Genomic DNA, 24,410 nt, shown 5'->3' on the forward strand with positions numbered 1-24,410 from the left:
CCATTCGCCATCGCGGCGCCGCGATGCCGACGCCGCAACGTCCTCAACAATGCACAATGGCTGCATAAATTGCTCGCTGTCGGCGGGACGCATTGTGCGTCTCCGACGTTCGCCCAGCGGGTTCTTCCAATGCGTTTTCATCAGCCCTGCTGCCACCTTTAAGGGTCCGTTAACCCCTTAAGGATTAATGGAAGGTTGGCAGTAAAGGTGCGTATCATGATGCGTTTTATGCGTTTCAAGAACCGCGGTGCGTCGATCGCCCAACAAGCGGGCCGCGCCGGCGCCATCCTTCTCGCCACCCTGGCAGGTGGCTGCAGCGCCTCGATCTCGGGCTTCGATTTCCCGAGCTTCAGCCTCAACGACGATCCCAAGCCGCAGCAGACCGCATCCGCATCCGGGCGCGGCAACCCAAGCTATTTGGGTAACGACGGCTATGGCAGCGGCGGTAGCGGCTACAACAACCCGCGTACCAACCGCGAAAGCAGCGTGAGCACGCAGGCGCTCCCGGACGCGACGCCGTCGTCGGGCTATTCCGGCTATTCCGGGGGCCGCACCGGCACGAACTACGCCGCCAACAACGGTCGCTACGACAACCAAGCGCCGCCGTCGAACGCGAACGCGGGCAGCGGCAGCAACGGCCGCTACGACGCGCAGCCGTCGAACTCGTACACCTCGGGCGGCCGCTACGGCACGGTGCCCCCGGCGTCGACCGCCTCGACCAACCGCTACGATCCTCAGCCGACGCCGTCGCTCGCCAACCCGGGCGATACGGTCGAGGTGCAGTCGGGCGATACGCTCTACGGCATCGCGCGCCGCCACAATGTGGCGGTTGCCGAGCTGATGCAGCTCAACAACATGTCGAGCCCCAACCTGAAGCTCGGCCAGCGGCTGTACCTGCCGCAGGGCGTTGCCGCGAGCCGTTCGCCGTCGCCGCCGCCGGTGCAGACGGCGAGCATCCAGCCGCCGCCGCTGCCGCCCTCGGGCGATCTCAACGGCAAGTACAACAGCAGCTACACGGTTCGCCCCGGAGATTCCATCTATGGGATTTCCCGCACGTACGGCGTGCCCGTCACCGAGCTGCAGCAGGCCAACGGCATCACCGACTCGCGCGGCGTCAAGGCCGGCGCCGTGCTGCGCGTGCCCGGTGGCGGCAACGGCTCAGCGCAGCAGCCGCTGCAGCAAGTCGCCGTGGCGCCGCCTGCACAGCAGGGCCCCGGATCGCCGTCGTATCAGAGCGATATCCCCTCGACGCACCAGCCGACCATCATCAATGGCTCGGGTAGCGGAGCTCCGGCACCCTACACACAAGTAACGACGCGCAGCGCCAATAACGTGGCGACAGGTGCGGTTGCGCCGCCGCCCCGCCAATCGTCGGGTAGCGATAAGCTGCGCTGGCCGGCGAGCGGACGAATCATCACCGGCTTCGGCCAACGCTCCGACGGCACCCACAACGACGGCATCAATCTGTCGGTGCCGCAGGGCACGTCGGTGCACGCCGCCGAGTCCGGCACCGTCGCCTACGCCGGCTCGGAGCTGAAGGGCTACGGCAACCTGATCCTTCTGCGCCACGACAACGGGTGGGTCACTGCCTACGCGCACAACGACCAGCTCAACGTGAAGCGCGGCGACAAGGTGCAGCGCGGACAGGTGATCGCCACGGCAGGCCGTACCGGCTCCGTCGATCAGCCGCAGGTGCACTTCGAGCTGCGCCAGGGATCGAAACCGGTCGACCCCGTGCCGTTCCTCGAGCCGCTCTAATTCAATTTGGGTGCTGGAAAAGAGAATGGTGTCAGACCGCGAAGGTCTGACACCGTTTGCGGCGCTTGCGGCCGTCTGACCGGCTGGACCGGTAACGACGTTTAGATCAGAGTCGCGCGGACGATAGAAGAGTCATTTGTGCAACGCGCGACTTGGCTCTTTGCAACGCTCGCATCACTCAGCTCTTGTCGACGCGCTGCATCAGCGCCATCGCCGCGTGCGGCGCGCGCACCTTGCCCTCGTGGATGAAGTAGACGAACGCGTCGCGCGGTTTTTTCGCGGGCTTCGCCTTCGTGTCGACGAGCGGCAGGTCTTGCGGCACGCCGCCCTCAGCCCACGTGTTAAAGCGCGCTGCCCAAGTATCGAGCGCCTTTGGAGCGTAGCCGGTCGTCACTTCGTCCTTGCCCTTCTGCAGCCGCGCGTAGATGAAATCGCCGGTGACGTCGGCGATTTCCGGGTAGGTCTCGTGCTCGGCGTAGACGATCGGCACGCCGTGATCGCGGGCGAGCGCGATGAACTCGGGCACGCAGAAGCTGGCGTGGCGCACCTCGACGACGTGGCGCACGGCAGCATTGCCGACTTGGTGCGGCAGCAGCTCGAGAAACGCGCCAAAATCGGCGGCGTCGAACTTCTTGGTCGCCGCGAACTGCCAGAGGATGGGCCCGAGCTTGGCGCCCAATTCCAGCGGGCCTGAATCGATGAAGCGGTTGATCGAGTCGCCGGCCTCGGCGAGCACGCGGCGGTTCACGGCGTAGCGCGGCCCCTTGAGCGAGAACACGAAGCCGTCGGGCGTTTCGCTCGCCCACTTGGCGAACGTCGCCGGTGTCTGCGTGCGGTAGAACGTGCCGTTCACCTCGATGGTCGGCACGTGCTGGGCCGCGTAGCTGAGCTCCTTCGCGTGCGCCAGCTTGTCGGGATAGAACGTGCCGCGCCAGGGCTCGAACGTCCAGCCGCCCATGCCGGCCCGGATGCTTCCCCGCTTTGCCATACGAACCTCGTCTCCTTGCGCTGGGCGACGGTGGCAACCCCGCTGCCGCAGGTCAAGGCGCCCGTAACAAGCCGATAGAAGCATTTCGAAGCGAATGCGGGTTCCGCGCGCAACCCGACTACAACCGGCATGGGCCGATGCATTTGCCAGCGAGGACGAGCAAGGGAGATCACCATGATTCCGCACACGAGTTCGCCGGCGAAGGCTACGAGCATCAAGCGCGGCGCGAGCAAGGCGTCCCGGACGGAAAGTCCAGTCGTCGATTCCAACACGATGGCGCGCATCAAGGTTGGCAGCGTCGACGACAAGACAATCGATTGGCGCGCATCGTTCGCGAGCTGCGGCGGCAATCACGCTTCGCAGTCGTCGACCATCGTCTACGAGATCGCGCCGGGCGGCCACCTCGGCTGGCACACGGACGCGACCGAGGAGACGCAGTACATCGTCTCGGGCACCGGCGAGCTGTTGATGGAAGATGGCAAATATCCCGTCGGTCCGGGCAGCGTCTTCGTGCTGCCGACCAACGTGCGCCACGACCTCGCCAATACCGGCAAGGAGCCGCTGCGTGCGGTCGCCTTCTTCGCCGCGGCCATGTTTACCCAGGACTTCGACAGCGTGATGCTGCCGCCGAAGTCCCATATCCTCGGCACCCCCAACCGCGAGGGCTAGGCCCAGGAACGATCTGGCGGGGCGCGCATTTTCGCCTGGGAACCCCAGGGAGTGCTCACATGCCCGTCGACACCCAGAAGCACCTATATGATCTGGTGAAGCATTTCGGGACGGCGATGGTGATCACACGCCGTCCCGACGGCCGCGCGCACGCGCGTCCCATGGCGGTGGCGCAGCTTGAGGCTGGCCTCAACGCCTACTTCGCCACGAGCATCGACTCGCCGAAAGTCGGCGAGATCGAAAACGATCCACGGGTCGCCATCGCCTTTCAGAGCCACTCTGAGGATGCGGTCATGTATGGCAAGGCGACGATCGTGCGCGATCGCGACCTCATCCACAGGCTTTGGTCGGAGCCCTGGCGTCTGTGGTTCCCCAAAGGCAAGGACGACCCGTCCATCTGCCTCGTCCACTTCGAACCTGAGGAAGGTGAGTATTGGGATCGCAGCGGGACGGAAGGCATCGGCTTTCTGTTCGAGGCTGGCAAGGCGCTCATGCAGGGGCGCAAGGCGGACGTGGAAGACGATCCCAAGCAGCACGCGAAGGTGCGCCTGGTGAAGTAGCAGCGCCGCTCGCCAGCGGTATTCAAGTCAGGGCCGCGATGGGGCTGCGGTGTTGGCGAGAGATTGCTCAACTTCCTTCGTCGGGGATCTGCAGGGTCGTGCCGCAGGCCTTGCAATGCACGGCATCGGAGTCGTGGCGCATGAGCGCGCAGGTGGGGCAACGGAAGCGTACCTTGTGCGGTGCCACCAGCACGCGCACCAGCATCAAGAACAACGTCACGCCGAGGATCATGATGACGATCGAGATGAAGCGGCCGAACGTGCCTTGGAGCGTGATGTCGCCGAAGCCCGTCGTGGTCAGCGCGGTGACCGTGAAGTAGAGCGCATCGACGTAGTTGTTGATGCCGGGGTTTCGCCCGTATTGGCTCGCGTAAACGATGCCGCTCATGATGAACAGGAACACGGCGAGATTGACGGTGGCGAGGATGACCTCCTCGTTGCGGCGGAACCAGCGGCTGTCCTGTCGTAGCCTGGCGAGCAGCTCGTAGGTGTGTAGGAGACGGACCGTGCGTAGGATTCGCAGGAAGCCCGCCGCTTCCCCGGCCACGGGAGCGAGAAACGAGACGATGGCTGCCATATCGGCGAGCGAGGCTGGGTGTACCAGCTCGCGCAAGCGGTTGCGGCTGATTGCCAATCGCGCCAGGAAGTCGGCGAGGATCACGATGCCGAAGGCGATGTCGAGCCGTTCGAGCACGGGGTTATTCGGCATGAACGACGTCGCGACGATGAACAGGATCGTGACGATGTCGAAGGCCACAAGTGCGTAGCGGAAGCGCTGGGCAGTGCGCGCATCTGATTCATAGAAATAGCGCAGCGTCTCGACGATGCCGGTGGGCTTCGGGTTTGGCTTCAGCATGGACTTGCCTGGCGATATTGCGGCAAGCCGAACAACGGACTTATCACGCTCTTCGTTCCAAGACCGGTCCACGTGCCGCCAGACGCGCCGCTAGGGCAACGGTTGACCTCCGCCGGCGACCGAGCGCCAGACACTGTCGTCTATGGCTTCGAGCACGAGGATGCGGGTCGGCCCGTCGGCCGGCTGAAGCGTCGTCGGCGGTAGCGTGATCTTGGCGCGCGCGCCCGTCTGGCCGCTGAAGCCGATGCGCTCGGGGCGGAACTGCGACGCCCAGGCGTAGGAATACTTGTTCTCGATCGCCGTGGGGCCGAGGGCTGCGAGCGCCGCGCCGTCCCACTTCGCCAGCGTCTGGCCCGAGCCGTCGAGCAGCGAGGCGGCGACGATGTAGGCCGCGCCCGTGTCGGGACCCGCATTGACGTACGCATCGAAGGTTACGCTGCCGTCGGCCGCGACCATCGGCGCCGACAGGGCGATGTGGTGGCGGTGGAAGTTGGTGCGCGAGTGCAGCGGCGAGACGACCGCGCCGAAGAGAATGTGATAGCTCAGCACGGTGAAGGCGATGCAGCCGACGCTGAGCCATACCGCCAGCTTGCGAACGTCCTGGGCGGGGAGCGGGCCGCTGGTGATCCAAGGCACCCAGGGCCGCCGATCGCCGGCGTGCGTCTGCACGAAGAAGCGATTGTCGAGCGCGTAGGCGCCGCTGCCGGCGAGAAATACCGCCGAACTCATGGCGACGCCCGATACGGCCATCGTCCATTCGTCGAGGCAGGTCGAGCCCATCCAGCCGAAGATCAGCATCAGCGCGACGTTGAGCCCGATGCTGACGAAAGCGGCGAGGCGCGTGACGAGACCGAACATCAGGCCCAGTCCCACCGCGAGCTCGGCAAGCGTCCACAGCCACACCGAGGTTACGATCAGGTCGTGGTGGCTGAGCGTCCACTCGATCGGCGTCTGCACCCACAGCGCGCCAGGTACCGCGTGGGTCAATTTCGCCGCCACGTAGCCGGGGATGTCGAAGTCGAGCTTCACCGCGTGATCGACGCCGGCGACGTCGTGATAGTCGTAGATCAGCCGGCGGCTGGCACCACCCCAGAAGATGAAGCCCTGCACGAAGCGCGTGCCGAGAAGGATGAGGGCAGCGAGCGAGAAATCCGCCGCCGTGAACGCGCTGTCCCGCGTCGCCTGCTCTGCGTGCGCCATGCAACCGCTCCCTCTGCCAATGCCGGTGCAACCTTGCGCCGGATAGGATAAGACCGGATTACAACGACGAGACGATTATGGGTAGGGCGACGCGATGAACGACCGGCGCAGCATGGGCAGCTTCGACATCGCCGAGATCGCCGCCTCGCTGCCCGAGCACGCGACGACCCTGCTGGTCGACCGCTATCTGACCGACCGCCCGTCGGCAAGCGCGCGGGTGTTCCGCGTCTATAGGCCGACGCCGCCCCACTACCACGCGCAATGCGATGAATATCTGTACGTTTTCTCCGGACGCGGCACCTTCTGGATGGGCGAGGCCTCGACCAAGGCCGAGTTCGGGCCGGGCGAGCTTTTGCATTTCGAGCGCGGCACCGTGCACGCGCTACCCGACATTCTGGAGGAGCCGCTGGTGTTCTTGTCGATCGATACACCGCGGCGCGATCCGAAGGACGTGATCTTCGTCGATCCGAAGGACGGCACGCCCGAAAGCTTCATCCAGCAAAGCGGCGGCTACTGAGCGGGTGCGGGGGGGAGCGACGTGAGACTGCTGATCCGTACACTGCAGCGCATCGCCATCTTCGCCATCGGCGCGATCAGCATCTGGCTGATCGTTTTCGTCGTCTTCGACTTCGCCGATGCGGAGCTGCCCATCTATTTCGCGCTGCTCGCGACATACGCGATCGGCGCCTACGTGATCCTGCCGTACGCGGTGCGCATGGGGCTCAAGGTTTTGCAGCGCCGTCGCGTTCCCAGCTTTACGCTCGCCGCCGACGGGCTGCCGGCCGATCCGGTCAATCTCGTCCTCGTTGGCACGCTGGATGAGCTGCGCGCCGCCTTCGCCTCGATCGGGTGGGTGGAAGCCGACAAGCTGAACCTCAGAAGCTCGTGGCGCATGGCGAAGTCGTTCTTGTTCAACCGGCCGTATCCCACGGCGCCGTTCTCGACGCTGTTCCTGTTCGGGCGGGGGCAGGACATCGGTTTTCAGAAAGCGATCGGCGACAGTCCGCGGAAGCGTCATCACGTGCGCTTCTGGGGACGCAGCATGCACGACGTGGCCGATGTCGACAGTGCAAGCTTCTGGCTCAACACCGACGTGCCGCCTCCCGGTGCAAGCGTTCCTTGGGTCGGCGCCGGCACGCGCGACACCGGTTTCGGGCTGACCAGCCTGACGTTCCAGATCACGCACGCCACGGATTCCGATACCAACGCCGAGCGCAACTACATCATGGGCGAACTGCGCGATGCCGACGCCATCGGTGACGTCGTCTCGGTAGAGGCGGGCGACCGTGTCGCGGGGCATCACGTCAACCATTACATCACCGACGGGGACGTGGCCGTGGCGCCGCTGGGCAAGGGCGCCGCGCTGCCGACGGGATAGGATCAGCCTTGGCGGTCGCGCCGCTCGAACTCGGCGCGCACAATCTCAGCCAAGGCACGAGGCAGCGCGTCGAGCTGTCGCTCGGTGCTTGTCTTGAAGCGCTGCAGCTCGCTCTCGGCCGTGTCGAACCTTTCATTGGCTTGTTCCTGAAAGCCCAACACAGCGCGATGCACATCGCGGAGCTGTCCGGTCAGAAAGCCGTAGGTGCCTTCCAACTCGCCGACGCGGCGCTTCAAGTCGCGGATTTCGGATTCGACGTCCATGCACGTCCCCAATCGAACGCAGGAACATTACAAGAACAAGAGTGGCAATGCAACCCGAAAGTGCCGCGCGGCGGCCCTAGCCCTGGGTGACCGCCTTCACGTCCTTGAAAGTGATGTCGGGATTGCGCTCGGCGACCCAATTGAGGCTGAACACTGACGGCGCCATGTAGACGCAATCGCCGTCGGCATCGGCCGCGATCGACGAGCGGTTCGCCTCGATGAAACGGGTGAGCTTCGTCTTGTCGTCCGCCTCGATCCAGCGCATCACCTCGCACGGTGCCGGCTCGAAGCCGGTCGACAACCCATACTCGTGCGTTAGCCGGTCACCCAGAACGTCCAACTGCAGCGCGCCGATGACGCCGACGATGGGCTGCATGCCATCGATGGGCGAGAACAGCTGCACCACGCCTTCCTCGGCCATCTCCTTCAGCGCATCTTTCAGCTTCTTCGCCTTGATGGCGTCGCCGAGCCGGATGCGGCGCAGGATTTCCGGCGCGAACGAAGGGATGCCGAGGAATTGCACGTCCTCGCCTTCGGTCAGCGCATCGCCGATCCGAAGCGTGCCGCGATTGGGAATGCCGACCACGTCGCCCGCGTAAGCCTCTTCGGCCAGCGAGCGATCCTGCGCGAAGAAGAACTGCGGCGCCGTCAGCGCCATGATCTTGTCGGTGCGCACGTGCTTCACCTTCATCCCGCGCGTCAGCCGCCCCGAGCACAGCCGCATGAACGCCATGCGGTCGCGGTGGTTGGGGTCCATGTTCGCCTGGATCTTGAAGATGATGCCGGTCATCGCCGGCTCGGTCGCCTCGATGGTGCGCGTCGCAGCCTTGCGGCTCAGCGGTGGCGGTGCATAGGAGATCAGCGCATCGAGCAGATCGCGCACGCCGAAATTGCGCAGCGCGCTGCCGAAATAGACCGGCGACAGCGTGCCATCGCGAAAGGCCTTCAGGTCGAACGCGCCGCAGAGATCGCGCACCAGATCGATGTCCTCGCGCCACTTGGCAAGATCGTCCGGCTCGAGCAGCGTCTCGAACATCGGGTCGTCCGGCCCCGACACGGGCAGACCCTCGTGCGCCTCGTCGACACGGCGGATGCGCGGCGTCTGCAGGTCGTAAGTGCCGCGGAACGTGCGGCCCATACCGATGGGCCAGACCATGGGCGCGGTGTCGAGCGCTAGGACCTTCTCGATTTCGTCGAGGAGCTCCAGCGGCTCGCGCGACTCGCGGTCGAGCTTGTTGATGAATGTGATGATCGGGATATCGCGCAGCCGGCACACCTCGAAGAGCTTGCGCGTGCGCGCCTCGATGCCCTTGGCGGCGTCGATCACCATGATCGCCGAGTCGACGGCCGTCAGCGTGCGGTACGTGTGGTCGGAGAAGTCTTCGTGGCCCGGCGTGTCGAGCAGGTTGAAGACGGCGCCCTCGTACTCGAACGTCATCACCGAGGTGACGACGGAAATGCCGCGCGCTTTCTCGATGGCCATCCAGTCCGAACGCGTGTTGCGCCCGTCCTTCTTCGCCTTCACTTGCCCGGCGAGCTGAATGGCGCCGCCGAACAAAAGCAGCTTCTCGGTCAGCGTGGTCTTGCCGGCGTCGGGATGCGAGATGATGGCGAACGTGCGCCGCCGCTTGATCTCGGCGGCGAGCTTACCCGCCGCACCGCCCGGGGCGGGCGCGGACACGGTTGGAGCTGCGTCGTTGGGCATTCTCGTTGTGGCGCCTGGGGTTGGGAGCGCGCGCCGGGCGCGCCGGGATGATTGCGAGCGGTGCCCTTAGCACCCTTCACCCGGGCCGTCGATGCTTGCCGCCGAACGGCCCCTTCGCTTTTGTCGCGAATGCTGCCACAAGACGTCCGGGCCAGGAGACAAGCCGTGATTCAATGGAAGCAAATCAACGAGTTCACAGAGCCTGACTGGGAGAAGGTGAACGCCGAGCGCCATCCGCCGACGCTCTTCTGGCGCGGGGCCAAGGGCGCCGTGTTCGGGCACATTCGGGACGGCGAGCTGTTCGACCACAAGTGGGTCTATGTCTGCGACAGCAACAAGGTCACCCATTTCACCGAGGTCGAAGGCCCCGAGAAGGCTTGATCCGCCCCTGTTGCTTGCCTATCGGCGACTCCCGCTCGATGCGGGCGGCGACCCTCGCTGCAACGCACTGCGGCTGCCTGTACACGCCCCCGCCAGGGACGCATAGTTCCAGCGTTCTTGTATGCGTTTTCGTCGGGGGACGGGGATGGAGTGCGGATCGCAGGAGTTCCTTTGCGAGCTGACCAATTGGCTATCCGAAAATGAGATGGTCGGGCCCTGGCTGGTCGAGGTGATCGGCCGCTTTGGGACGCAGGCGCAGGGCATCGCCGGATCGGTTGCGCAATTCGTGCGCGAGTACGGCCAGTCCATCGTCGGCTTGATCGGTGTGTCGTTCGGCTTCTGGCGCTGGTGGCGCTACCGCGAGCACATCTTGCACAAGCGGCTCGCCGAATATCTGCGCGAGAACGACGCGCGATTGGCGAACGGAACGGCCGACCTCATCGAGCTGATTCAGCGTCCGGCGCCGGGTCAGCAGTTCAAGGACCCGCTGTTCATCGACGACGACCTTCGCGTCGTCCTGCGCGAGCGCAACTGGGACAAGCCCGCGTACGCGGTTGGTGTCGCTGCGAGTTCGGACTGGCAGCTCGAGAGGGCAATCGGCCGTATCAATCGCCGATTGAGCACTGCGCAAGCAACGGTCGCGTCACTAAACAGGCAGTTGTTTAGTGCGCTCAGCATTCGCGGCGCTATCACTGCTTTGCAACGGGCAGGCAATGACACTAAGGCGCCTTCAGACGCACTCAATCATTTCAAGGCAGCCCTCGCAGTTCCGGGTCACGAACGAGATCTGACGATCCGAGAGCTCGAAGCGCACCAGATGCGCAAGCTTCGGCTTGCGAGCAGGGACGTCTATGGCAACGCACTCAACCTTGCGACGACAATTGACGATCCGCGTGAGCGGAGCTTCCAGCTCGCGCGTCTCAAGCGTTACACGGCTGAGATGATCGTCGGGACCACACCACGAAACGCGTACTGGCTATTGACGGAGTCCGAAGAGGCATTGCCCCTCTTGACGAAGTGCGAGCCGCTCGGTCTATGGGAGCGGCTCGAGAAGGCGGACACGCAATACCTGGCAGGCTACTGCGCAAGAATGTCTAACTTTAACGGGCTAGAGAGGGCGCATCTCTCCGACGCAGAGGCCTCGTACAGCGGCTTGGTCCGGGAATTGTCGTCGCGGAGGTGGCTCAGGCCACGCCAATTTCGACGTCTGCGCTCAATGGCACGAGGTGGGCTCGCGCGCGTAGAAAGCGCGAAGAATGGCACCTACGATACGAGTTGGCTGCCTTAGCCGTGAAGCAGGCGCAGCAGCATGCCGGCACCATACGCGCCGCCAGTAGCCATGAGCGCGTTGAGGAAGCTGCGCACGACGGTGGCACGCAGCGCTTCCGTGAGCCCAAGCTCCTGGCCGCGGCGATAGAGCTGCTGGTGCTCCGAGTAGGAGAATGACGCGAGCGCAATCGCGGCGGCGGCAATCGCCCAGGCACCCAACCCGCCAAACCCAGCTAGCGCCGCGGCGAAGATGGTCAGGAACCCCAGCATGTCGGACCTCGGTCCGGCCGCGACGCGCACCCCCTTACAGCAGCCTGGCGCTGTTATCGGGTGATTCGTCCGGGCAACGCCAAGGCGGCAACCGAGCCAACTGGGGATGAAGAGAAGAAGGTAAGTTTTGCAAGCGCTTGGAAAATGCGCATTCGCCGTCGCGTGCGGCCCGCGGGGCGATCGCAGGGCTAGGGCGCTGCCTCGCCGCTGCATTCCTTGACGAGGCGCTCGCGGGACTCCTTCATCTTGGCGAGCTTGTCCTCGATCGACTTCAGCACCTTCGTCTGGTCGTCGGTCGAGCCGCCGCTCTCGGCAATCTCCGCCTTCATCTCCTTGATGCTCGACTCGCGCTCGGTGATGCCGAGGTCATGGTCGTTGAGCGCGACGTTCGTCTCCTTCTTGGCGCACTTGTAGCCTGCCGCCACTGCCGCCGGCGCGGCGAGACCCATGGCAACGGCAAGGACGACGGCTGATCTCAACATGCTGATGGCTGGCTCCGGCTAGATGGCGCGAGGAAGTCGCGCGCAGCATGCTTGCCGCCCGCTGCGCCGAGCAAGCCGGCACAGTGGCAAGGAGCGTGGAACTTTCGGCAAGCGACGGCCTCGGGCGCAGCCTGCGAACTACTTCGCCGATGCCTAGTGTCCTGATAGCGAAATTCGTCTCAGTGTGCGGCAAGGCGGCAGAACGAATTTCGCGATCTGAAGGACACTAGCCAAGTTAATGCTCTCCAGTGTGATTCAGATCGAGAAGCCGCCTCACTACCCAGCCGAGCATGATGTAGCGGACTTCTCGATCATCACACTAGTGGCCGAGCGCCCAGACGTAGGCGGAGACGGCGGCAGCATCGTCCTTCGACAGCTCGACGCCGCCCATCGGCGGCATGGCACCCGGATGCTGCTTGGGCTCCGGCACGCCGTTGGCGATCGTGTCGGTGATCGACTTGAGGCTGCCGTCGCCCCACAACCACTTGCCGGTCGTCAGGTCGGGACCGACCGGCGTGCCGATGCCGCCGGTGCCATGGCAGCCCGCACACGTCGCGCCGCCCACCTCGCCCGCGAACACCTTGGCGCCGAGATCGACCTGGGCCTGCGTGGCGCCCTCGGGCACCGGCAGCTTCGGCGCGTTGCCGGCGTCGGGGTGGACACCTTCCGGCGGCAGAGCACCAGGTGACGCTGCTGCGCTCTGCTTCGGCGCGGGGGCCGCCTCGATGCCCTTGGCGTCGGGATCGCCCTCGTAAGTGATGCGCCAGATGCGCCCGGCCTTGTCGTCGCTCACGTAGAGCGCGCCATAGGGCCCGACCGCGAGCCCGGAGGGACGATGCGCGGCGCGCCCCGGGTCCTTGTGCACGCCGGCAAAGCCATCGGCGAAGACGATCCAGTCGCCCGACGGCTTGCCGTCCTTCAGCGGCTGGAAGACGACGTTATAGCCACCCTGCGGACCCGGGGCGCGGTTCCACGAGCCGTGGAAGGCGATGAAGGCGCCGCCGCGATAGCCGGCCGGAAAGTCCTCGCTCTTGTAGATCTTGAGGTCGTTCGGCGCCCAGTGCGCGGGGAACGCTGCAACCGGCGGCTCCGCCTTGTCGCAGTCCCCGACCGCCTTGCCGCCGTCGCCGCCGTACTCGGGCCCGAGCACGAGCTTTTTCTGCTGGTCGTCGTAGTAGCACTTGGGCCAGCCGTAGGCTGCGCCCTCCTTGAGGACCGTCACCTCCTCGGCCGGAAGGTTGAAGCCTTGCTCGGCCGTGTAGAGCTTCGGCCAGTTCTCGTGCAATTGATCGCGGCCGTGCTGGGTGACGAAGATGCGGCCGGCCTCGTCGAAGTCGAAGCCTTCCGGGTTGCGGTTGCCGGACGCGTAGCGTTCCTTGGGTGAGAACACCTGGCCGAGCTTGTTGGCGTCGTAGCGCCAGATTCCGGCGCGCGCCTCGAGCTCGGTGCAGGGATCGTGTCCCTTCGACTGCGGCATGCGGTTCTTCAATTCGCACGCGTTCGTCGCCGAGCCCATCGAGACGAAGAGATTGCCGTCGGTGTCGATGATGAACGGATGCATCGGGTGGTCGCCGGTGATCGGCATCCCGGAGAGCACGACCTCGGCGTTGCCCGTCGGCGTGATCTCGTCGTCCTTCAGCGCGTAGCGAACGATCTTGTCGTTGAGCTCGGCGTAGACCCAGTCCTTGTAGAGATAGACGCCGGTGCCGCCCTTGCCACCGTCGGCGAACGTCTGTCCGAAGCGTTCGACGTGCTCGGCGCGGCCGTCGCCGTCCATGTCCTTCAAGGCGACGAGAAAGCCACCGTCGGGCGGCGTGTCGTTGTTGTAGTAGACGCCGCTCCAGGTGTTGACGAACACCGTGCCATTGGGGGCGACCGCTATCTGCCGGGCGTGGCCGATCTTGTCGGCAAAGACGCTGGCGCAAAACCCCTTGGGCAGAACGATGCCGGTGTCGGTTTGCGGACAGCTTGCCTCGGCGCTGAGGGCCGGTGCAGTGACAAGCACGGACATGGAGGCGGCGAGCGCGCCGCAGAGCAGTACGCGCGAATGAAGGGGTCGGGGAGCCATTTCGTTTCCTCGCAATGGCGTGTATCGAGCCTCCTCCCTATATGGGCGCCCGAGGCGACATACGAGAGGGTGCGGCGAGGAGTGCGTCTTACAGGTGGCGTGTGAGGCGTTGCAGTGGGCATACAGCGATGCCGCCGAGGTATCTCGACCGCACCGCTGAAAATGGCTCGTTCCGCGCAACTATCGAGCCGGAAGTTGACCGCTCATATTGTTCGTCGCAGGGAGCTTGCCGTCATTGCCCATCCGCATGGTCGGTCCCTTGGAACCGGCAGGCCCGCCACCTTCCGGCGCCGGCTCCGCGGTGCCCATGTCGGGTACGCTCGTGCTCATTTGGTCAGTGGCCGGCAGCTTGCCTTGGTCGCCCATCGTCTTGGTCGGCGCCTTCTGCACGCGCTCGTCAGCCGTCTCGGCCGAGGCGGTCGTGCCGAAAGCGGCAAGAGCGACGGCACTCGCCGTCGCAAGTGCGAGAATTTTTCTCATCGGCTCCACTCCTTGGTTACGTGGAGCCTTTCGAGTAGGCCTGCCCGCTTGCGGAAGCCTTGCGCGGTGCGGGCGAATTCGCGGCAATTGCACCCTTGTTTGTCGCGGTCTCCGGAACGCCGCCGACGCGCGGAACGGACTAGCCGCTCCAGCGCGCCGGGACGATCCGAGTGAACGTCGCTCGGTCAGTGGCTGAGCTTGATGTTGAGTGCCGCGCGCGCCACGTCGACGTTGTCGAAGGCGATGCGATCGCCGAGATCGACGCTCGGATTGCCGACGGGCAGCGGCGAGCTGGCGCCGATATCGTAGCGCAGGTATTCCGCGCGCAACGACACGCCGTAGGTCATCATCCACTCGACGCCGCCGCCGTAGGCGAGGCCGGAGTCATCGAGACGGATCTTGTGGGCGAATCCAGTGGCCGGCACATTCTGGGTGAACTCGAACTCCGAGAAGCCCCAGCCGACCGAGCCGAACAGCAGCCAGTTGTTGATCGCCCAACCGAGGCGGGCGCGGACGCTGGCGAGGTAGTTCATATCGGCGCCCAGGACCGACGCGTTCGGCACACTCGGCGAGTTGATGTTCTCGCCGCCGTCGGCGAGCGTCATGGCATCGAATTCGACGCCGATCAGCAGTTGCGAACTCTGCCAATTGTAGCCGACCTGGCCGCCCACGACGGCGCCGTTGAGGTCGAAGCCATTGAGGCGCGTGTTGGTGTCCAGGTTGTCGAATGTGCCACCAGCGTCCTGCCAAGCATAGCCGCCGTTGACGCCGACGTAGAAGCCGTTCCACGGGTTGGTCACCTGTGCCCGGGCCGGCGTCATGCTGGCCACCGCGGCAGCGGCCAGCGATGCGGCCGCAAGATAAATCTGTCTCAAAGCTACGTACTCCCTCGCTCGTTATTCCTTCCCCCATACGCGGGCTACGCAACGAGGAAACGAGCTAACATGCCGGCAGGGAGTTCCATTGTTGCGGACCCGCGGTTGTGCACACGGGCGCCTAGTTTTTAAACAGCAGATGAATAACTTTCGGCGCGGGCCCGACATCGCCTTGTTCTATCGGCTTAAGCGGGACGACAGGGTCGCTGGGCGCGACTAGAGCGCCGCGAGTTCTTCGGCGGTGATGCTCAGCGCCGTCGAGATTTGCTCGGGCGTGTGCTCGCTCGTGAGGAAAAAGCGCAGCCGCGCCGCCTTTATCGGTACCGCCGGATAGATGATCGGCAGAACGTAGATGCCGCGCTTCAGCATCCGGTCGGTGATGCGCCCGGCGCTGACGATGTCGCCGACCATAACCGGGCAGATGGCGTAGCCCTGGCAGGTCGCCGTATCAAGGCCGAGGCGTCGCGCCTCGCTCAGAAACATCCGCCCGTTGGCCTGCAGGCGCTGGACGCGCTCGGGCTCGGCGTGTGCGAGCTTGAGGGCGGCGAGGGCCGCGGCGGCGACGGGCGGCGACAGGCCGACCGAATAAACCTGGCCGGCGGCGCGGAACTTCAACAGCTCGACCAGGGCGTGGCTGCCGCAGATGTAGCCGCCGCAGGCGGCGAGTGCCTTGCTCAGCGTGCCCATCCAGATATCGACCGCGGCCGGATCGACGCCTGCCGCCTCGGCGATGCCGTGGCCCGTACGCCCGAGGACCCCGAAGCCGTGCGCCTCGTCGACCATCAGCCACGCGCCGTAGCGCTGCTTGAGAGCGATGAGGCCGCGCAGGTCGGCCATGTCGCCGTCCATCGAATAGAGGCCCTCGACGGCAATGAGCACGTTCTTGTGGCTGTCGCGCTCCCGCTGCAGCAGGCGCTCGAGCGAATTGAGATCGTTGTGGCGGAAGGCGGCGACCGTGGCGCCCGACAGCTTGGCGCCGACGAGGATGCTGTTGTGGGCGAGCTCGTCGTGCAGGATGAGGTCGCCCGGCTCGGTGAGGGCGGCGAGAGTCGACACGTTGGTCGCGTGGCCGCTGACGAAGGTGAGCGCGGCTTCCGTTCGATAGTGTTCGGCCAGCGCCGCTTCCAGCTCGCGGTGCAGTTCGATGTCGCCGGCGACGATGCGGCTTGCCGAGACCGAGGTGCCGTACTGGTCGATCGCAGCCTTCGCAGCAGCGGAAACAGCCGCGTGACCGTTGAGGCCGAGGTAGTCGTACGCCGAGAAATTGAGGAGCGTGCGTCCCTCGACGACAATATGTGGCGTGCGGCTCGGCGAATGGCACTGGTAGAACGGATCGCTGAACCCGAACCGATCGGCGATGGCGCGGTGTTTCATGACGCCGGTGTAGCCGGGCATGTCGTCGAACCGCTGCGAGCGTCGCATCTCCCCGCCGCTGCGGTTCTGGGGTACCGGCGTCAGCTTCTCCCGCCAATACCGCAACCGCGTGGAAGCGTCTTGTGCGGTACCTGCCGCGGCGAGCCCGAGCAAGGTCAGAAGGCGCGCAATTCTGCTGTCGTTGGGGCGACGCAAGTCCTGCCTAACAAGATCTGTCTCACGCGCGTCCAAAGCTACACCCCTTGCTCCCACGTGTTCGCAACCGAAGCGCGTCGGCCGGAACGCGCGCCGATATTGGCCTACTTCGTGTCCTTTGGGCGAGAAATATCGGGCTACGGAGCGTCGCAAGGGCCGCCCCGGCGCGCAAAGATGCCCGCTTGCCGGGCAAGCGGGCATCTCGCGACATCGTCACCGTTAAGGCGCCGGGTTGGAGGTCAGCGGCTTTGTCAGCGCATCGTCGCCGGCTTCGCCGGTGCCGGCACCACTGGCCCCACCGTCATACAAGTCCTCCTGCTTCTGGGGTGCTGTAGGAACCTGCGCGGCGGAGCCCGGATTGCCCGCCTGCGGGTCGGCCGGATTGTTCACGCTCGGGGCCGGGACTTGGTTCTTCGAGGCATTGGGATCGTTGCCGAAACCGGCCTCCTGCGCGAGCGCGACACCGGCGGAAAGGCCGAGGGCAACGGCGGTCGCCAGGGCGATGGCGGAAGATCTCATGATCGAGCACTCCTTGGTCGGGTTTTATCGTACCCCTCGCGTCGACAACGGGATTGTGGCCCCTCGTGTTCCATGAACCGCTCGACGCGCCCACTTTCGACGCCCCCGTAACAAGCTGATTCAAAAGACTAATGTTTAGAGCGGCACCGGGCGGCATTGATGTTCCCGGTGGAACTGTGGGGGCGGCTTCTTCCGCGCATATTCGGGTGACAACAGCAACCGAATGGATACTCAAATGACCCGCACGATCCTCGCCACCGCCGCTCTTCTCGCCGCCACGACGCTCGCCACCACCGGCGCGCAGGCGTGCATCTCCTGCGAGTACGTTCCGGAGGTCGTCCGCAGCTCTTCGACGCTGCCGCACACGGGGCACTACTACGCTGCCGAGCCCTACCAGAAGAAGCGCACCATCAAGGCCGCCATCGTCGATAGGCCGTCACTGCGAGCCGCGAAGGTTGCCAAGCAGGCGAAGTTCGCCAAGGCCGAGCCGGAGAAGTCGGCGAAGGCCGAGCCGGTGAACGTCGCGAAGGCTGAGACCGTCGAGAAGAAGGTTGAAAAGAAGGCCGAAAAGACCATCGCCAAGGTTGAGACCGAGAACTCGTCAGTGACGCTGGCTTCCAATGCTGATGTCGCCACCAATGCGAAGGCGCCGGTGGAACAGACGACCACGACCACCGCAGCCAAGCCGACGGACTGCAAGAAGTTCTTCGCCTCGGTCGGCATGACCCTCACGGTGCCTTGCGAGTAATCAACGCGCAGCATCTCACCAACGACAGCGCCCGCCGGGACGACCGGCGGGCGCCTTTTCTTATGCGGTAGCGCGGAGCTATTTGAAGAGCGAGGTGAGCGAGAACGACGAGCCCTCGACAATGGGCGGTGCCTCGGCGACCTGCGGATGCGGTTCGTCGACGTAGACGGTGACGCCGGTGGCGCGGCCATCCTTGATCAGCTGTGCGACGTAGGCCCAGCCCTTCGGCTCGAGGCCGATGCACGCTTCCGACATCTCGCCTTTCAGTCGAACATGAATAGCGATGTTGCCGCGCGCGAGGATCGCCTTGGTCTGCGCTTTGCTGTAGCGCTCCTTGTTCGCGAGTTTGCGCAGCCAGATGCCGGCGACGTTGCGCTTGGTCTTCGGTCCCCAGCTCACGCGCCGCTCTTTCTCAGCCGAAAACGTGTACTCGCCCGGAGGCAGAGGTCCGACCGCACGCGCCGCGAGACATTCGGGGTCGGGATTGTTGCGGCAGACGTCGCGGCCGGAGATGGCCCAGGCGATGGTCCGTCCGTCGGCCTTGGGATCGTCGGAGACGACGAACAGGCGCCCCGTTCGTATAGTGTAGCCGAGCCTGAAGCTCGCCGCCGAGGCCGGCACCTCGCGCACGACGTCCTGGTACGGATTGCAGATCTCGCCACCGGTCAACTTGCGCTTGAACCCGTTGAGGCTGATCGTCACGAAGTCGACGTTGGCTGCGCAGTCCCACTGCGGCAGCATCTGCTTGTCTTTGATTGCGGCGAGCACCGTCGCCGCCGCCGGCGTCTCGGCTGCGGATTCCTGCACCGATTCCGGCGCAGCCTTCGGCGCCGCGGCAACCTTCGATTTATCCTTCGGCTGCTTCTTCTCGACCGAGAGGGTGGTCTCCCACGGCAGCGGCGCGGGCGCCGGCTGACTGCGCACCTCCTCGCACTTGGCGGACAACTTCGGCGGCTGGATCTGCTTCACTGCCAGCTGGCGGGCGACGGCGCTGCTCGCGCCCTGCTCGATGTAGGCACTGATCAGTGCCTGCTGAACGTCGACCTGCTCGGGCGAGAGCTCGAAGATACACTCGTCATAGAGCTGGTCACCGACCTTGGAGAAGATGTCGGCAATCTGGGCAGCCGCGGCCGATGGCCCGGCGTCGGTGGCTTCAACCGGTTGGGCGAAGCTCTGGCCGGGGGCAAGCAACAGGGTGCCGATGGCGGAAGCGAGCACCGCCCGACGCAGCCCATCCCTGCGCGCATTTCGAGGCATTTGAATGCCCTGCATATCCTCGAACGCATCCCGCTATGTAGACTTGGTAGCCCAAGAGTCGGGGCAAGAGAAAGGCACTTGCCTCCCACGGGCGCTCCAGGGGGCGTCGGTGCGCCATGTGTCGCAAGAAATCGGCGCTGCGGCGCCTCCGAACGATTGCTATAGCGGGGCAGCCAACCGCCCACGGGAGCCCAGCCATGTCCGACGAAAAAGACCTCCACGCCGCCATCGACCGCCTGACGCGTGAGAATGCCGAGCTAAACGGCCTGGTGCTCGCCACGGGCGTCATTCTGACCCAGCTGCTGCAGTCGATGACCCTGCGCGAGTTGAACCCGCAGAACGCGGCGACCCGGATCGTGAGCAACGCTCAGAAGGCGATTGAGGGCTTTCGGCCCGAACCGGCCGGCCCGCTCGACGGCGCGATGAGGGCGCGGGCCCTTTCGGCCGTGAAGCAGTTCGAGGACCAGCTGCGCTCGGTGCTCCCGACCTGAGGCCGACCCGACACCGCTCGGCCCTGAAATGGGTGGCGGGACGCGACGCAGGTGCGCCGCGTCTCCCACACTATTAGCGGGAAGCGCCGGCTTTGGCGTTGCGTTCTTTCTTGGTGATTTTCGCTTCGCGCTTCTTGGTGTTCTCGGCTTTGCGCTGGCGCGCCTGGATCTTCTTACGGCGCGAGTCGGACAAGTTCGGCATTGCAGTTCTCCTCTATGTCGACGGGTGCATACAAGAGATGACGCTGGCCGCGCAAGCCGGTCAGATGCGCAGGTGAGTCCTGCCCGTCGTAAACACGATGCAGCCGGCGCGAGCCTTCGCCGGCGCCGGCCGTTAGAGGTTCGACAGCGCTTGGGTCTACTGGCCCCGAATGCGCTGGTTGATCTCCGCCTGGGTGGGGACACGCCCATCCTGCGTGAGCTTGTCGATGATGCCCGGGAGCGCAGCCGCCAGCTGCGACAGAAGATCCTGCTGACTGCATCCGGCCTTGTCGGCCATCTGCGTCACGGCTCGCTTACCGAGCGCATCACCAAGGTCTTCGGGCTGCACAGGCTTGTTCTGGCCCGTGCCGATCCACGACTTCACCGCGTCATCGAGACCGGCCGCTTGTAACTGGGCGAGCAATCCGCCGAGTCCGCCGGCGCCGGCACCGCCCTGCGGGGCAGCACTTGATTGCGGCACCTCGGCTTCTTGCTGCGGCGAAGCCTGACGCACGCCGGGCTGCTGCGGCTTGCCGACCAGCAGCTCCTGCAGAATCACCACCAACGGCTGTGAGGCGTTACCACCGCCGCCCTGCGTAAACTGCTTTAGTGCGTCGTCGAGAATTCCCATGATCGCTCTCCTCTTACTCGCTTCGCCTACTGTTGACTCAGTCGCTTGTTGCACTCGCTGTAGTAACCGCCGCCTTGCTCGGTCCACTTGGGCTCTGCGACGCCGGCGTCCTTGTTGGCGCGATACTGATCGCGGCAGGTGAGCATGCGGGCCTTGCCGGCGGGCATCCTCGCGTACTTCTTGGCGATGCTCGCGGGGAAGATCGTGCCCATCGTCGGCATCATGCTGCCGCTGCGCTTGGCGACCGTCGTGGGGCAGCCGGCAGAGCGGAACTCGTTCCACGTCATGGCGCCGAGCGTTCCGGCGGATTTCGCCGCCTGATAGCGCGCGCTGCATTCCTGCATCGTCGCACCGGCGGTCTCGGAGACGGGTGCCGACTTCGAGGCGGGTGCCGCCTTCGTCTTCTTGATCGCCATGCTGGCGCCGGTGCCGCACTCGGCGGCGCGGAACTCGTTCCAGCTCATAGAACCGACGCCGCCGGCGTCGTTGGCAGCTTTATACTTCTCGCTGCATTGCTTCATTGTCAGCGCGCTGGCCGGTTGCGCGAACGCACCCAGTATCAACGCCGCGACGATCAAAGTAACTCGGTATTCGCTGTTCGACATTGCGCCCTCATCACGCATCTATTGAGTGGCACACACAGATCACCCGCGCGGCGCGTCGAGCAATCGAAGGTTCTCTGCAGGCTTTATCAATGGCGAACAAAACGCCCTCCATTTTATCGCCGGCATTGGCCACGATCGAGATGTCGTCGCGCCCGCGCTCTCTGCATGCGCCGAAGAGCATGCAGAGAGTTGCGTGGTCGTCCCTCAGAAGCCAAAGCTGCGCCGGAATACGTCGTTCGCCGTGGACCCGCTGCTGACGCGCGCCGAGTAACCGCCGCCTCCACCACCGCCACCGCCGTAGCTGCGGCTGACGACGCGGCGGCCGCCGCCGCTGCGACCCTTGCGAGCCTGTTGCGCGTCATCGAGACGTTGCGCCAGCTCCACCTGCGCGAGGTGATCGGGCCCCTTGTCGATGTCCTTCCATTTGCCTTGCAGCGCCTGGGTAATCCGCTTCTCGTGGCCGTAAATGTCGGGCTCGCTCGTCACCTCGCCGTCGCTGTCGACCTGCGCGGTGAAGTAGGCGAGGTGGACGGGGATGTGCTTGTCGAGGTGCGCGGCGATCTCCTCCGGGTCACCCTTGACGAGCTGCGCGACGTGCTCGGGCGTCCATCCCTTGTCGATGCCGAGCAGGAGCTGCGCCAGCGCGAGCGGGTTCTTCACGCGCACGCAGCCGTGGCTGAAGGTGCGCTGGCTGGCGTCGAACAAGCCCTTGCTCTGCGTGTCGTGCATGTAGACGGAGTGCTTGTTGGGGAAGGTGAACTTAATGAGGCCGAGGGCATTGCCCGGACCCGACGGCTGGTAGATGTCGTAGTTGCGGACGTCCGCCTTGTACCAATTGACGCTACCGGGGCGAACTTCCTTGCCGTTGCGAACGAGCTTCAAGCCCTGCCGATAGAAGTAGCCGCCGCCGCGCGCCAGGCTCGGGAACACCTCTTTCACCTTGATGCTCTCGGGGATGTTCCAGCGCGGGTGGAAGTAGATGGTCTCGAGGTCCTTGGAGAAGATCGGTGTCTGCGTGCTCGTCTCGCCGGTGATCACGCGTTCGTCGAGCACGGCCGCGCCATCCTTCACCACGCGGACGCGGAACTCCGGCACGTTGACCCAGACGTGCACGTCGCCGAGATCCTCCGGCATCCAGCGCCACTGCTCCATATTGGCGAGCAGGGTGGCAAGGCTGACGTTCTGTCGCTCATTGAGGGCACGGCGGGTACTGGCGTTGATTACGCCGTTGGCCGGCGAGATGTTGTGCTTTGCCTGAAAGCGCTTCACGGCGTCGGCGAGCATATCGTCGTAGTGATTGGCGTCCTCGCCGGAGGCGGCGATACCGAGGCGCTCGCGGATGAGCGCGACTTGCTCGTGCGTCGCTCCTGGTTTGATCTTCGAGCCCTTCGGAATAGTCACGGTCTCGCTTGCGGCGCCGTCGCGGCGCGCGAGGTACGCCTGACGCAGTTTTTCGAACTGCTCGTGCTGCGGGTGTAGCTTGCGCAGGTAGTCATCGGGTGCCTCGGCGGCGGCGATTCCAGTCATGACGAGGAACGGCGGACGGACCTGCGGCTTGCGATCGAGATACGAGCTGAGCTGCGTGGCCGGGTCCTCGATGCGGCCGCCACGGGCGTAGCGCGCGTACTTCATCACGGCCAGGGATAGACCGATCTCGGCGTCGACAAGCTGTCGTGCCGGCAGCGGCATGCCTCCTGCGGCGGGTAGCTCAGGAATGTCGAAGGCGGCAGCGTCCAGTCCCCAATCGTCGGCCCGTTTGATCTCGTCGATCACGGCGCGGGCAGCTGGCGTCCAGCCCGTCATTGCCGCCCAGACCGGTGCGTCGCGCCCGGCGTAAAACATCCACAGCGCGTCGCGATCAGCTTGCTGCGTGCCTGCGGGCAGCGGCGACAAGAGCCGGCGGCGCACATCGAGCGCCACCTGCTCCTCCGAACCCAGAAAATAGCTGGGCGGGGACTGCGGCGGTTGCATGGGAGCCGCCGTGGCCGGGGTGGCGACGATGACATTGAGGCCGAGCGTCAGGCCAGCGAACAATCCGGCGACGTGAGTGACGGCGGGCTTGGGCGTGGGGATCTCGGGCATGGGGGGAGCCTCTGCGGTGAGCGGTTCACGACTGGCGAGTTCGGCTTCGGCTGCGGTGACGACGCCGGCGGTGGCGACGGTCTTGAGGACGAAGTTGCGCGCGCGCAGCGCAGCTTCGGCATCGCGATCGGGGCGGCGCGCTTCCGGCGCCTGCGGTAGGGCGACGAGGAGTGCCGCCTCGCCGACGGACAGCTGATGCGGCTCCTTGCCGAAGAATTTGAGACTTGCGGCGCGCACGCCTCGGACGCGTCCGCCGAACGGCGCGAGGCCGAGGTAGAGGCGCAGGATTTGTTTCTTGGTGAGCGAGCTTTCGAGCTGAATGGCGCGCACGATCTGCCGTAGCTTCACCGTCGGGGTGCGGCGATACTGATTGTCGAGCAGGCGTGCGACCTGCATCGTCAGCGTCGAACCGCCGGTGACGATGCGCCCGTTGAGGACGAGATCGCGCGCCGCGCGCAGCAATCCGTAGGGATCGACGCCGTAGTGCGAATAGAAGCGGCGGTCCTCGAACGCGAACAGCATGCGAAGGTAGCGCGGGTCGACCTTGTCGGGATCGAGCGGAGGCTGGCGGGGCTCTTGCGGCTCGACGGCATCGCTCATGTGCGCCGCCGTCGGCATGAGATGGGTGACGCGGGCAAACGGCGGGGGACCCATCTCGGTCATCGCCCAATGAACGCCGGCATAGACGACCAATGCGGCGGCGAGCGCGCACAGGACGGCGCCGATGGCCCAGCGACGCATCGTCTGCGAAGCGCGTGTCTGACTTTGATCGACCCCGTCTTGAGATCGCGCGTTGGCGAGACCGGCGGCTCGATACCCGGCTTCGCCTCCGTCATCAGCAACCGGCATTCAGCCCTCGTCGAAGCACTCGCTCCGGCCCCCCTTAACGGGGCCCGCCGCGGCTCTTCCTGGCGCGGTCACGCGCATGAGCGTGCAAACATCGGGCGACCACAACCGAAACCGGTGAACCGCGTTTACATGTTCCGAACGGGATGCGCGCCATTTGAATCTTCGCGAATTGAGAGTGTTTTTCGCTTTGCCGACAGCGCGCGGCTTTTGGCGCCGTGCGTGCGCGCGGCGTTGTACTTTGTGTCTAGGAGAAAGG

At 65.2% G+C, this 24,410-nt stretch carries 26 protein-coding genes; 9 read left to right on the forward strand and 17 right to left on the reverse strand.

Features of this window, described 5'->3' with window-relative positions; translation table 11 throughout:
* Positions 1 to 228: 228 nt before the first annotated feature.
* Positions 229 to 1,758 (forward strand): peptidoglycan DD-metalloendopeptidase family protein, encoded by a 1,530-nt coding sequence (locus GIW81_RS17240; protein ID WP_195930637.1) that lies wholly within the window; start codon positions 229 to 231, stop codon positions 1,756 to 1,758.
* 178 nt (positions 1,759 to 1,936) lie between these two features.
* Here GIW81_RS17240 and GIW81_RS17245 read toward each other — a convergent pair whose 3' ends face one another.
* Positions 1,937 to 2,746: a DUF72 domain-containing protein gene (locus GIW81_RS17245; protein WP_154740551.1), complete on the reverse strand. Its 810-nt coding sequence runs from the start codon at positions 2,744 to 2,746 to the stop codon at positions 1,937 to 1,939.
* 174 nt (positions 2,747 to 2,920) lie between these two features.
* Between GIW81_RS17245 and GIW81_RS17250 the strand changes: the two genes are divergently transcribed.
* Entirely contained in the window at positions 2,921 to 3,415 is a 495-nt protein-coding gene (locus GIW81_RS17250) for a cupin domain-containing protein (RefSeq protein WP_210251956.1), read from the forward strand.
* Positions 3,416 to 3,474: 59 nt separating this feature from the next.
* Positions 3,475 to 3,975 carry a pyridoxamine 5'-phosphate oxidase family protein gene (locus GIW81_RS17255; RefSeq protein ID WP_154740552.1) on the forward strand — a complete coding sequence of 167 codons (501 nt, stop codon included), beginning with the start codon at positions 3,475 to 3,477 and terminating at the stop codon, positions 3,973 to 3,975.
* A 67-nt stretch (positions 3,976 to 4,042) separates the two neighbouring features.
* Here GIW81_RS17255 and GIW81_RS17260 read toward each other — a convergent pair whose 3' ends face one another.
* A complete protein-coding gene (locus GIW81_RS17260; protein WP_195930639.1) occupies positions 4,043 to 4,831 on the reverse strand; it encodes a potassium channel family protein in 789 nt (262 codons plus the stop codon).
* A gap of 90 nt (positions 4,832 to 4,921) precedes the next feature.
* Positions 4,922 to 6,031 (reverse strand): TQO small subunit DoxD, encoded by a 1,110-nt coding sequence (locus tag GIW81_RS17265; protein ID WP_154740553.1) that lies wholly within the window; start codon positions 6,029 to 6,031, stop codon positions 4,922 to 4,924.
* Positions 6,032 to 6,125: 94 nt separating this feature from the next.
* Here GIW81_RS17265 and GIW81_RS17270 point away from each other — a divergent pair, with 94 nt between their 5' ends.
* Both GIW81_RS17270 and GIW81_RS17275 read left to right on the forward strand, forming a co-directional pair.
* Entirely contained in the window at positions 6,126 to 6,548 is a 423-nt protein-coding gene (locus tag GIW81_RS17270) for a cupin domain-containing protein (RefSeq protein ID WP_154740554.1), read from the forward strand.
* Between the two features lie 21 nt (positions 6,549 to 6,569).
* Positions 6,570 to 7,409, forward strand: coding sequence for an LssY C-terminal domain-containing protein (locus GIW81_RS17275; protein ID WP_324615089.1), 840 nt, complete (start codon positions 6,570 to 6,572; stop codon positions 7,407 to 7,409).
* Positions 7,410 to 7,411: 2 nt separating this feature from the next.
* Here the strand turns inward: GIW81_RS17275 and GIW81_RS17280 are convergent, their stop codons facing one another.
* Both GIW81_RS17280 and GIW81_RS17285 read right to left on the reverse strand, forming a co-directional pair.
* Positions 7,412 to 7,672, reverse strand: coding sequence for a hypothetical protein (locus GIW81_RS17280; protein ID WP_154740555.1), 261 nt, complete (start codon positions 7,670 to 7,672; stop codon positions 7,412 to 7,414).
* 76 nt (positions 7,673 to 7,748) lie between these two features.
* Positions 7,749 to 9,377 (reverse strand): peptide chain release factor 3, encoded by a 1,629-nt coding sequence (locus GIW81_RS17285; protein WP_154740556.1) that lies wholly within the window; start codon positions 9,375 to 9,377, stop codon positions 7,749 to 7,751.
* A gap of 165 nt (positions 9,378 to 9,542) precedes the next feature.
* Here GIW81_RS17285 and GIW81_RS17290 point away from each other — a divergent pair, with 165 nt between their 5' ends.
* The gene (locus GIW81_RS17290) at positions 9,543 to 9,758 is read left to right on the forward strand and encodes a hypothetical protein (RefSeq protein WP_229309384.1); all 216 of its coding nucleotides are present in this window, start codon (positions 9,543 to 9,545) and stop codon (positions 9,756 to 9,758) included.
* Positions 9,759 to 9,903: 145 nt separating this feature from the next.
* A complete protein-coding gene (locus GIW81_RS17295) occupies positions 9,904 to 11,046 on the forward strand; it encodes a hypothetical protein (protein WP_154740558.1) in 1,143 nt (380 codons plus the stop codon).
* Here GIW81_RS17295 and GIW81_RS17300 read toward each other — a convergent pair.
* The 7 genes from GIW81_RS17300 to GIW81_RS17330 all read right to left on the reverse strand — a co-directional run bounded on the left by GIW81_RS17300 (position 11,043) and on the right by GIW81_RS17330 (position 17,290).
* Complete coding sequence (locus tag GIW81_RS17300) at positions 11,043 to 11,297, reverse strand: hypothetical protein (RefSeq protein WP_154740559.1); 255 nt, start codon at positions 11,295 to 11,297, stop codon at positions 11,043 to 11,045. The genes GIW81_RS17295 and GIW81_RS17300 overlap by 4 nt on opposite strands.
* Positions 11,298 to 11,485: 188 nt before the next feature.
* On the reverse strand, positions 11,486 to 11,779 hold the full coding sequence (locus GIW81_RS17305; protein ID WP_154740560.1) for a hypothetical protein: 294 nt from the start codon (positions 11,777 to 11,779) through the stop codon (positions 11,486 to 11,488).
* Between the two features lie 319 nt (positions 11,780 to 12,098).
* Positions 12,099 to 13,847 carry a PQQ-dependent sugar dehydrogenase gene (locus GIW81_RS17310; protein ID WP_154740561.1) on the reverse strand — a complete coding sequence of 583 codons (1,749 nt, stop codon included), beginning with the start codon at positions 13,845 to 13,847 and terminating at the stop codon, positions 12,099 to 12,101.
* Positions 13,848 to 14,027: 180 nt separating this feature from the next.
* On the reverse strand, positions 14,028 to 14,327 hold the full coding sequence (locus tag GIW81_RS17315) for a hypothetical protein (RefSeq protein WP_154740562.1): 300 nt from the start codon (positions 14,325 to 14,327) through the stop codon (positions 14,028 to 14,030).
* Between the two features lie 185 nt (positions 14,328 to 14,512).
* Positions 14,513 to 15,202 (reverse strand): outer membrane protein, encoded by a 690-nt coding sequence (locus GIW81_RS17320; protein WP_154740563.1) that lies wholly within the window; start codon positions 15,200 to 15,202, stop codon positions 14,513 to 14,515.
* A gap of 216 nt (positions 15,203 to 15,418) precedes the next feature.
* On the reverse strand, positions 15,419 to 16,624 hold the full coding sequence (locus GIW81_RS17325; protein WP_154740564.1) for an aminotransferase class I/II-fold pyridoxal phosphate-dependent enzyme: 1,206 nt from the start codon (positions 16,622 to 16,624) through the stop codon (positions 15,419 to 15,421).
* 366 nt (positions 16,625 to 16,990) lie between these two features.
* Positions 16,991 to 17,290 (reverse strand): hypothetical protein, encoded by a 300-nt coding sequence (locus tag GIW81_RS17330; RefSeq protein WP_154740565.1) that lies wholly within the window; start codon positions 17,288 to 17,290, stop codon positions 16,991 to 16,993.
* A gap of 235 nt (positions 17,291 to 17,525) precedes the next feature.
* Between GIW81_RS17330 and GIW81_RS17335 the strand changes: the two genes are divergently transcribed.
* On the forward strand, positions 17,526 to 18,038 hold the full coding sequence (locus tag GIW81_RS17335; protein ID WP_154740566.1) for a hypothetical protein: 513 nt from the start codon (positions 17,526 to 17,528) through the stop codon (positions 18,036 to 18,038).
* A gap of 78 nt (positions 18,039 to 18,116) precedes the next feature.
* On the opposite strand, the gene GIW81_RS17340 is transcribed toward GIW81_RS17335, so the two are convergent.
* The gene (locus tag GIW81_RS17340; RefSeq protein ID WP_154740567.1) at positions 18,117 to 19,295 is read right to left on the reverse strand and encodes a tlde1 domain-containing protein; all 1,179 of its coding nucleotides are present in this window, start codon (positions 19,293 to 19,295) and stop codon (positions 18,117 to 18,119) included.
* 197 nt (positions 19,296 to 19,492) lie between these two features.
* Here GIW81_RS17340 and GIW81_RS17345 point away from each other — a divergent pair, with 197 nt between their 5' ends.
* Positions 19,493 to 19,786, forward strand: coding sequence for a hypothetical protein (locus GIW81_RS17345; protein ID WP_154740568.1), 294 nt, complete (start codon positions 19,493 to 19,495; stop codon positions 19,784 to 19,786).
* 73 nt (positions 19,787 to 19,859) lie between these two features.
* Here GIW81_RS17345 and GIW81_RS19285 read toward each other — a convergent pair whose 3' ends face one another.
* The 4 genes from GIW81_RS19285 to GIW81_RS17360 form a co-directional block, all read right to left on the reverse strand.
* Positions 19,860 to 19,988: a hypothetical protein gene (locus GIW81_RS19285; RefSeq protein WP_267873854.1), complete on the reverse strand. Its 129-nt coding sequence runs from the start codon at positions 19,986 to 19,988 to the stop codon at positions 19,860 to 19,862.
* Positions 19,989 to 20,144: 156 nt separating this feature from the next.
* Positions 20,145 to 20,618: a YidB family protein gene (locus tag GIW81_RS17350; RefSeq protein ID WP_154740569.1), complete on the reverse strand. Its 474-nt coding sequence runs from the start codon at positions 20,616 to 20,618 to the stop codon at positions 20,145 to 20,147.
* Positions 20,619 to 20,644: 26 nt separating this feature from the next.
* Positions 20,645 to 21,223 carry an antifreeze protein gene (locus GIW81_RS17355; RefSeq protein WP_154740570.1) on the reverse strand — a complete coding sequence of 193 codons (579 nt, stop codon included), beginning with the start codon at positions 21,221 to 21,223 and terminating at the stop codon, positions 20,645 to 20,647.
* A 204-nt stretch (positions 21,224 to 21,427) separates the two neighbouring features.
* The gene (locus tag GIW81_RS17360) at positions 21,428 to 24,154 is read right to left on the reverse strand and encodes a transglycosylase domain-containing protein (RefSeq protein ID WP_154740571.1); all 2,727 of its coding nucleotides are present in this window, start codon (positions 24,152 to 24,154) and stop codon (positions 21,428 to 21,430) included.
* Positions 24,155 to 24,410: the final 256 nt, after the last annotated feature.

This window comes from Hyphomicrobium album (assembly GCF_009708035.1).
GTDB lineage: Bacteria > Pseudomonadota > Alphaproteobacteria > Rhizobiales > Hyphomicrobiaceae > Hyphomicrobium_A > Hyphomicrobium_A album.